This is a genomic window from Paenibacillus thiaminolyticus (assembly GCF_003591545.1).
Taxonomy (GTDB): Bacteria; Bacillota; Bacilli; order Paenibacillales; family Paenibacillaceae; genus Paenibacillus_B; species Paenibacillus_B thiaminolyticus_A.
Map to the genome: position 1 here is coordinate 20,421 of NZ_QYZD01000051.1, position 7,171 is coordinate 27,591.

6 protein-coding genes are annotated in these 7,171 nt (G+C 52.5%); all 6 read right to left on the reverse strand.

The genetic code is table 11. The features are described 5' to 3' along the window. Positions 1 to 12: 12 nt before the first annotated feature. On the reverse strand, positions 13 to 1,434 hold the full coding sequence (locus tag DQX05_RS28105) for a CdaR family protein (RefSeq protein WP_119796577.1): 1,422 nt from the start codon (positions 1,432 to 1,434) through the stop codon (positions 13 to 15). Then, positions 1,427 to 2,251 (reverse strand): diadenylate cyclase CdaA, encoded by an 825-nt coding sequence (gene cdaA / locus DQX05_RS28110; RefSeq protein ID WP_119796578.1) that lies wholly within the window; start codon positions 2,249 to 2,251, stop codon positions 1,427 to 1,429. Before cdaA ends, DQX05_RS28105 begins: the two co-directional genes overlap by 8 nt. A gap of 171 nt (positions 2,252 to 2,422) precedes the next feature. Further along, positions 2,423 to 3,040 (reverse strand): zf-HC2 domain-containing protein, encoded by a 618-nt coding sequence (locus DQX05_RS28115; RefSeq protein ID WP_119796579.1) that lies wholly within the window; start codon positions 3,038 to 3,040, stop codon positions 2,423 to 2,425. 150 nt (positions 3,041 to 3,190) lie between these two features. Then, the gene (gene sigW, locus DQX05_RS28120; RefSeq protein WP_119796580.1) at positions 3,191 to 3,757 is read right to left on the reverse strand and encodes an RNA polymerase sigma factor SigW; all 567 of its coding nucleotides are present in this window, start codon (positions 3,755 to 3,757) and stop codon (positions 3,191 to 3,193) included. Between the two features lie 47 nt (positions 3,758 to 3,804). Then, positions 3,805 to 4,053 carry a hypothetical protein gene (locus DQX05_RS28125; protein ID WP_119796581.1) on the reverse strand — a complete coding sequence of 83 codons (249 nt, stop codon included), beginning with the start codon at positions 4,051 to 4,053 and terminating at the stop codon, positions 3,805 to 3,807. A gap of 59 nt (positions 4,054 to 4,112) precedes the next feature. Beyond that, positions 4,113 to 6,905: a phosphoenolpyruvate carboxylase gene (gene ppc / locus DQX05_RS28130; protein WP_119796582.1), complete on the reverse strand. Its 2,793-nt coding sequence runs from the start codon at positions 6,903 to 6,905 to the stop codon at positions 4,113 to 4,115. Between the last annotated feature and the right edge of the window lie 266 nt (positions 6,906 to 7,171).

Here is a 7,171-nt window from a genome sequence, read left to right on the forward strand (position 1 = left end):
GATTATATGCGTTCATTCCTGAGTGAGCGTATCGTCGCCGGGAGCGGTCGAAGTCTCTTCTTCCGGCGTCTGATCTTCCTCATGGTTCGAGCGGTTCGGCTCGGTTGTGTCTGTACCTGGGTGATTCCCTTCCGTAGCGCCGTGCGTTCCGTTATCCGGCTCGCCGCCTTCCGGAGCGGGATCTGTCGTGACGGGCTCCCCCTTATCCCGAATCTCGACAGTTACCGTGAGCGGAGTCTGTTCCGCGCGCCTTACGAAGCGGGGCAGATTGACCTGAACGTTGATCGTATGCGTGCCTGCCGGCAAATCATTGACATTCGCGATAAGCTGAACATCGCTGGCTGTCATCTCGTCAATCAGGTTCGGCGCACCGACAACGGTGACATCAAGCTTGCGGGTAGCCGGTTCCGCAATCGATGTCTCCAGTCGGTCATTCTCCCCGGTGAGCGTAATCGGAACACCGGTAATCACCTTTTGCGTCACGGCGGACACGACGACATCCACCGTAATCTCACTCGGTTCTATTTTCTCAATGTTCGGCGGCGGCGTCAATGTTACGTTCAGCTTATATTGTCCGGCCTGGTCGATTTGCTTCAGATTCACTTGAACCCCGTCGAAAAATTCGATCTTATTCAATGCTTCCTGAGGGCCATACAGCGTAATCTGGTTGACGCTCGGCACGAGTGAAGAGACGGCCAGTCCGTCCGGAAGCTGCCCGACCAAATCCAATTGAAGCGGAACGGTCTTGAACGGCTTCGTAATCGGAACTTCAATCTCTACGACCGATGGCGTAATGACCGCATCCTCGATTTCCTCCCCGCGCACATTATAGGCCGTTAGCTTTACGCGCTTGGCAATCACCGACTCATTGGCCCCCTCGATATTGACGGCGGCAGCGACAGCAGCCACCTCGGTCATCCGCGACGCCGGCAGCGTCACATGAACCCGGTTCGACGGGGAGACAATCGGCGTGCCCGGCTTATACCCCTGGGCAGCCGCTCCCTGGGTCCGGACCTGAATCTCGAACTCCTTCGTCTGCACGTCCTCCAGCTCGACCGTGACACTCGACGGCTGCATCGTCTGAAGCTCGATGCCCGGAGGGAAATCATGCTGCAGCTGAACGACATGCTTGCCCGGGCCATAGCCGGTCAGGTCGAGAATCACCTTATAATTCTCAGGCAGCGCGGCTGCGATCGTGGTTCGCTTCCCGCGCACCTGAATCCGCACCGAATCCGGCGTAATCGACTGGATCTCCTGCTGCTTCGTATCCAAGCCGACAGTCCGCACCTGGACGTTGTCAATCCATCGCGTCTCCATAAGCGGAGGAACCGAGACACTCGCCGGATCATCCTTGTGCACGACGATGAACAGCAGCACGCCGATGAGGAGCGCGATAACCTTGGCGGATGTATTGTTCATTAACCATTTATCCATGATGCTCACCTTTTCGTTTCCAGAACAAGCGGCGTTCCTTTTTGGCAGGCGGCTTCAATTCCTCGAACAGCTTCGAGATAAGCGACTCTTCCTTGATGTCACGGACCACTTGCCCGTTCATAGACAGAGACACCTGCCCCGTCTCTTCCGATACGATCACCGAGATGGCATCGCTCACTTCGCTGATTCCGATCGCCGCGCGGTGTCTCGTTCCGAGCTCTTTGCTGATGAACGGATTCTCCGATAATGGCAAATAACAGGCTGCCGCGGCGATCTGGCTGCCGCGCACGATGACCGCGCCGTCATGAAGCGGCGTATTCGGTACGAAAATATTAATCAGCAGCTCAGAGCTAAGCCTCGATTCCATGCCAATGCCCGACTCGGTATATTCATTGAGCCCCGTCGTGCGCTCAAACACGATGAGCGCCCCGATTTTCCGCCGGGACATATAATTCACCGCCTTAATCAATTCCCCAATATTGCGGGCGGTCTCGTCCTCATCGACGGCGGTGCGGCGCCCTAATATTTTCCCTCGGCCCAGCTGCTCCAGGGCGCGCCGCATCTCCGGCTGGAAGATAATGACCAGCGCCAGCACCCCGAAGGTGAACATCTGATTCATTAACCATTTCAACGTATATAAATTAAACCATGTACTGACCGCCCAGATGATGACGAGGATAAAAATCCCCTTCAACAGTTGGATGGCGCGAGTGCCACGGATAAGGACAAGCAATTGATAAATAATATAGCTCACGGCCAGAATATCAATAACATCCTTGAGCATGTTCGGCCACGTCATGTCCGTAAAATAATTCATGCGGGTACCCCCAACATTCCCTGATAAAATCATTCATCTACAGCGTTCTCTCATGAACTTAACTATATACTTTTCTTCGCCATGACGCAAAACTCCTGTCTGAACCAAAAAACTCTCCTACAGACATCGCAGGAGAGCTTGATATCGGTCAAGAGGCCGATCGATGTCCCATCAAGAGGCATCCGGCTTTGTACCGAACAAACTAGTAATTTGGTACCATATCCAGCTGATGGCTTCGTCGATCTGGTGAACCGATCCCGAAATATTCGCGGTGGATGCCTGGAACAGCTTCCCGTCGATGACGGTAACGTCTCCCTTCACCTTGCCGTACACTTCGGCCGCGCCATTGCGAATCGTCAGATCGCCGGCTACCTCCTTGTCAGGAGGCACGATGACGACGTTATTCTCAATGACAACGCCATCCAGATTCGAGCCTTTCACAACGAGCTGTTTATCTGAATTCCACATACTGAGCCAACTGGTCATCATAACCACAACAAAGACGGCCGCAACCGTAATTGCGGGATGCCGCTTCACCCATACCGAAAAGGCGCTCCGCTGCTTCGGCTTCGGGATAATACTCATAATGCGGTCGGTGAGATCCTCGGATACGGGCTGCAAACGATGATTGAACCCGTACAGCAGGCGGTCCGTATGCTCCAACTCACGGAATCGCTCATGGCAAGCCGGGCAACCAAGCATATGCTTTTTCAGTTCCACCGCACATTCTCGGTCCAAATCGTCATCCAGAAGATCATGCATCAATGAGACGGCTTGTTTGCAATCCATTTGAGCCAGTCCTTTCTTGAAGTCTCCTAAAATAACCCGCAAGGTCGAAACTCTCTATCCGGCCGGAAGAGAAGTCGGACATTTGCCGGTCTCATATACGTTACGCTGCAGCAATCGAATAGTTTCAAACAAATAATCTGTTATTTATGCCTATAATTTCCGTTCCAGCTTTTTGCGCAAAAATTCCCTTCCCCGGTGCACGCGCGTTTTGATGGTCGTGACCGGCATATCCAGCACATCACTGATCTCCTGGAGTGACATATCCTGCAAGTACCGCAGCACCATGACCGATCTATATTTGGACGGCAGGCTATTAATCGCTTCCTGCACCATCCGTTGGGTCTCGCTGACAATCAGATACGATTCCGGGGTCCGGTCGTCGCTTGGAATCATGGCATATCCGTCCACGCCCTCCTGCTCCGTCATCTCGGCGTCGAGGGAGTAATTCGGCTTCCGCTTGCGAAGCCGATCGATACATAAGTTCGTCCCAATACGGTAAATCCACGTGGAGAACTTCTGATTCTCGTCGTAGCGGTCCAGATTGCGGTATACGCGCAAAAAGGTATCCTGCACCACGTCCTCCGCCTCATGCCGGTTATTCAGCATGCGGTAGGCCAGGTGATAGATCTTATCTTTATATAATTCGACAATCTCGGCGAAAGCCCGTGTGTCTCCTTTGCGGGCCAATCTCGCGAGCCGTTTCTCCAATGTATTCACGGTCTCCCTCCATCCTCACTGCCCGTTAATGCCGATGTCTTCCACAATCATTGCGGTACAATGACAATGACGGACATCGCAAGCAGGAATCCGAACCTATGGAGCACCGTCCCCTGTACTCTGTCCATCCGTCCATTCTTCACGCAGCACGATGGCCGTTCAATAATGCGTGGTTCACAGGGAATGCTGCCCTCGCCACGCTTCAAGCCCGTCCACGATTCCTTTCTCTCTCGTTGAACCTGTCCTGCGTCTACACAGGAAAAGTCGAGTCTTGAATACTCAAGACTCGACTGCATCGTCCTTGCTTCCTACGCTGGCCGAATCGACGAATCCTATTTACGGTGATCCCTACTCGTCAACCTGTATTCCGAAGTCCTGCCGCAATGCCATTAATGGTCAATAGCACTTCACGAAGCAGAATCGGATTGTCATTGCCCGCTTCACGCAGTTCACGCAATTCGGATACGAGACCAACCTGCATATAGCTGAGCGGATCCACATATGGATTGCGTAGCCGGATCGATTCCTGAATGACCGGGACATTGTCGAGAATCTCTTGCTGCCCCGTAATCTTGAGAATCAAATCCGACGTTAACTTATACTCTTCTTCAATCTGTCTGAAGATGCGTTCCCGCACGGCATCGTCCTTCACCATGCCGGAATACTCCTTGGCGATAACCAGATCGGCCTTGGCCAATGCCATCTGCAGGCTGTCAATCATCGACTGGAAGAAGGAATAATGGCGGTACATGTCACGCATCACGGCCAGATTCTCTTCCTTGCCTTGATAGAAGCTCTGCAGGCCTGTTCCTGCGGCATACCATGCCGGCAGCAGATATCGGCTCTGCGTCCACGCAAACACCCATGGAATGGCACGCAAATCCTCAAACCGGTCGCTGTTCTTCCGCTTCGAAGGCCGGGAACCGATGTTCAGCTCGCCGACTTCAGGCAGCGGCGTCGACTCCTTGAAGTAAGTCAGGAAATCCGGATCCCGGAAGATCAAGTCCTGATATTTCTGCAACGACGTCTGGGAAATGCTCTCCATCAGCTCTTTCCACTTGGATTCATACAAATCCGTATGGGCTGTCCGTGCCAGCATAGCGGCTTGAATGAGCGCAGAGGTCGCTTGCTCCAGACTGCGGTAGGCAATGCCCTGCATCGCATAGCGGGAGGACAGAACCTCGCCCTGCTCCGTAATCTTAATGCCGCCCCCAATCGTATGCGGCGGCTGGGCAAGAATACTGCGGTTCAGCGGCATTCCCCCGCGGCCAAGGGCCCCGCCCCGTCCATGGAAGAACTTAATTTTAACATCATAATCTTGAGCCATTTCTGTCAATCCTTTAAGCGCCATCCGCAGCTCCCAGTTGGCGGTAAATACGCCCCCGTCCTTGTTGCTGTCGGAGTACCCCAGCATAATCTCCTGCACATTGCTCATCGCGCTGACTGCGCTGCGGTAGATCGGAAGGTCGAACAACCGCTTCATGATGCCTGGCGCTTCATGGAGGTCGTCAATCGTCTCGAACAGCGGCACGGCCTGAATCGTGCAGTGGACCTTGCCGTTCTCTTCTTGACGGAACAAGCCGACTTCCTTGGCAAGCAGCATGACCTCCAGCACGTCGCTGGCCGCCTCCGCCATGCTGATCAAATAGCTGGTGATGCATTTCTCGCCGAATTCCTTCTGGGCCCGCTGGATCGTGCGGTAGACGTCCAGACATTCCCGGGTCGACTCGCTGTACTCTATATAGGACGACACCAATGGTCTTGGGTCCTGCAAAAGTTTATGAAGCAAATCGATTTTTTCTTCTTCGCTAAGCGCGCCATAATTATCGACAATTTTCATGTTGGCCAAGATTTCGGTCATGGCGCTCTCATGCTCTTTGCTGTGCTGGCGAATATCAAGCGCGGCCATGTAGAACCCGAACAACTCCACTTGGCGGATCAGCTTCGCAACAAGCGTATCGGCTACATAATCCGCGTAGTGATGGCGCAGACTACGGTCAATGATGCGCAGATCCTCCACGAATTCTACAGGATCGCAATAACGCGCAGCAGTATCTCGCATAGACTCGTCCATCATATTATGCAAGCGCTCGAACATATAGATTAACTTCATGCGATATGGTTCTTTTTCATTATTCCAAAATGTCGTCCGCTTCAAAGGGACATTCTCGTGATCAGCCGCAATCGATTGCAGCAGCTCATCGGATACTTGCACAATGCTGGTGCTGAAGCTCAGTCTGCGGAACAATTCCTTCAGCCGTTCTTCGTATTTGTGAATCGCAAGCTTCCGGTGCATTTGCAGCGTCTCCCACGTCACTTCCGCGGTTACAGACGGATTGCCGTCCCGGTCTCCTCCGATCCAGGAACCGAACCGCAGATACGTAGGCACATGCCAGCTCTGCGTCGGATAATATTTATCAAGGCAACGTTCCAGTTCCTGATATACCTCAGGCAGAACATCGAATAACGTCTCATTGAAGTAGTACAATCCATTGCGGACCTCATCCAATACCGTCGGCTTCCGATCCCGGAGTTCATCTGTCTGCCACAGCGTAATGACTTCATTCAACAGCTTGTCGCGCAGCTGCTCACGCTCACGGTACGTCAGCGTAGGATTATCAAGCAGCATCATGTCTTCCGCAATCCGCTTATGAATATCGAGAATCGCACGGCGCATCGCCTCGGTCGGATGGGCGGTCATGACGAGCTCCAGTGAGATGCTGTCCAGAATCTGGCGCAATTCCTCTTCCGAACAATTGCGTTCCTTCAATTCCAGAATGACGCTCTCGATCGAGCCCGGCTGGACCGTCTCGCCAGCGGAACGTTCATAATCGCGCTTGCGCCGAACCCGGTGATTCTGTTCTGCGATATTCACCAACTGAAAGTAAATTGCAAAAGCACGTATCACTTGATGCCTGATATCTGGGTTCAACGTATTGATCAGTTGTTTGAACTCTTCGTATAGTTCGGGAAGAAATACAGCTCGCAACGATTTGCTTATTTCCCGAATCTTTTCCACAATGTCAAGCAGCTCGTTACCGGCCTGATGGACGAGCACTTCACCGAGGATATTACCCAGAAAACGAACGTCCCTCCGCAACAAGTTGTTGGAGTTCGCTTTGCTCGCGGTTAACGTAAGGTCTGTCATTCGTCTCCCCCCATCTCTGCAATCCTATTCCAACGGATTTTGGCTTTCCTAACATCATACTACAAAATAACTCGAAAATCTTTACTTTATTATGAAAAAATCGGACGTTACCTATGCGCATCTTATCATTAGTTCGGATTTGACAACAAAAAAAGGACCTCTCATCGAAGGTCCGTTCGGTGCGAAATATGTTGGCTTGTGATTATAATAAATGGAGCGGGTGATGGGAATCGAACCCACGCTACCAGCTTGGAAGGCTGGAGTTC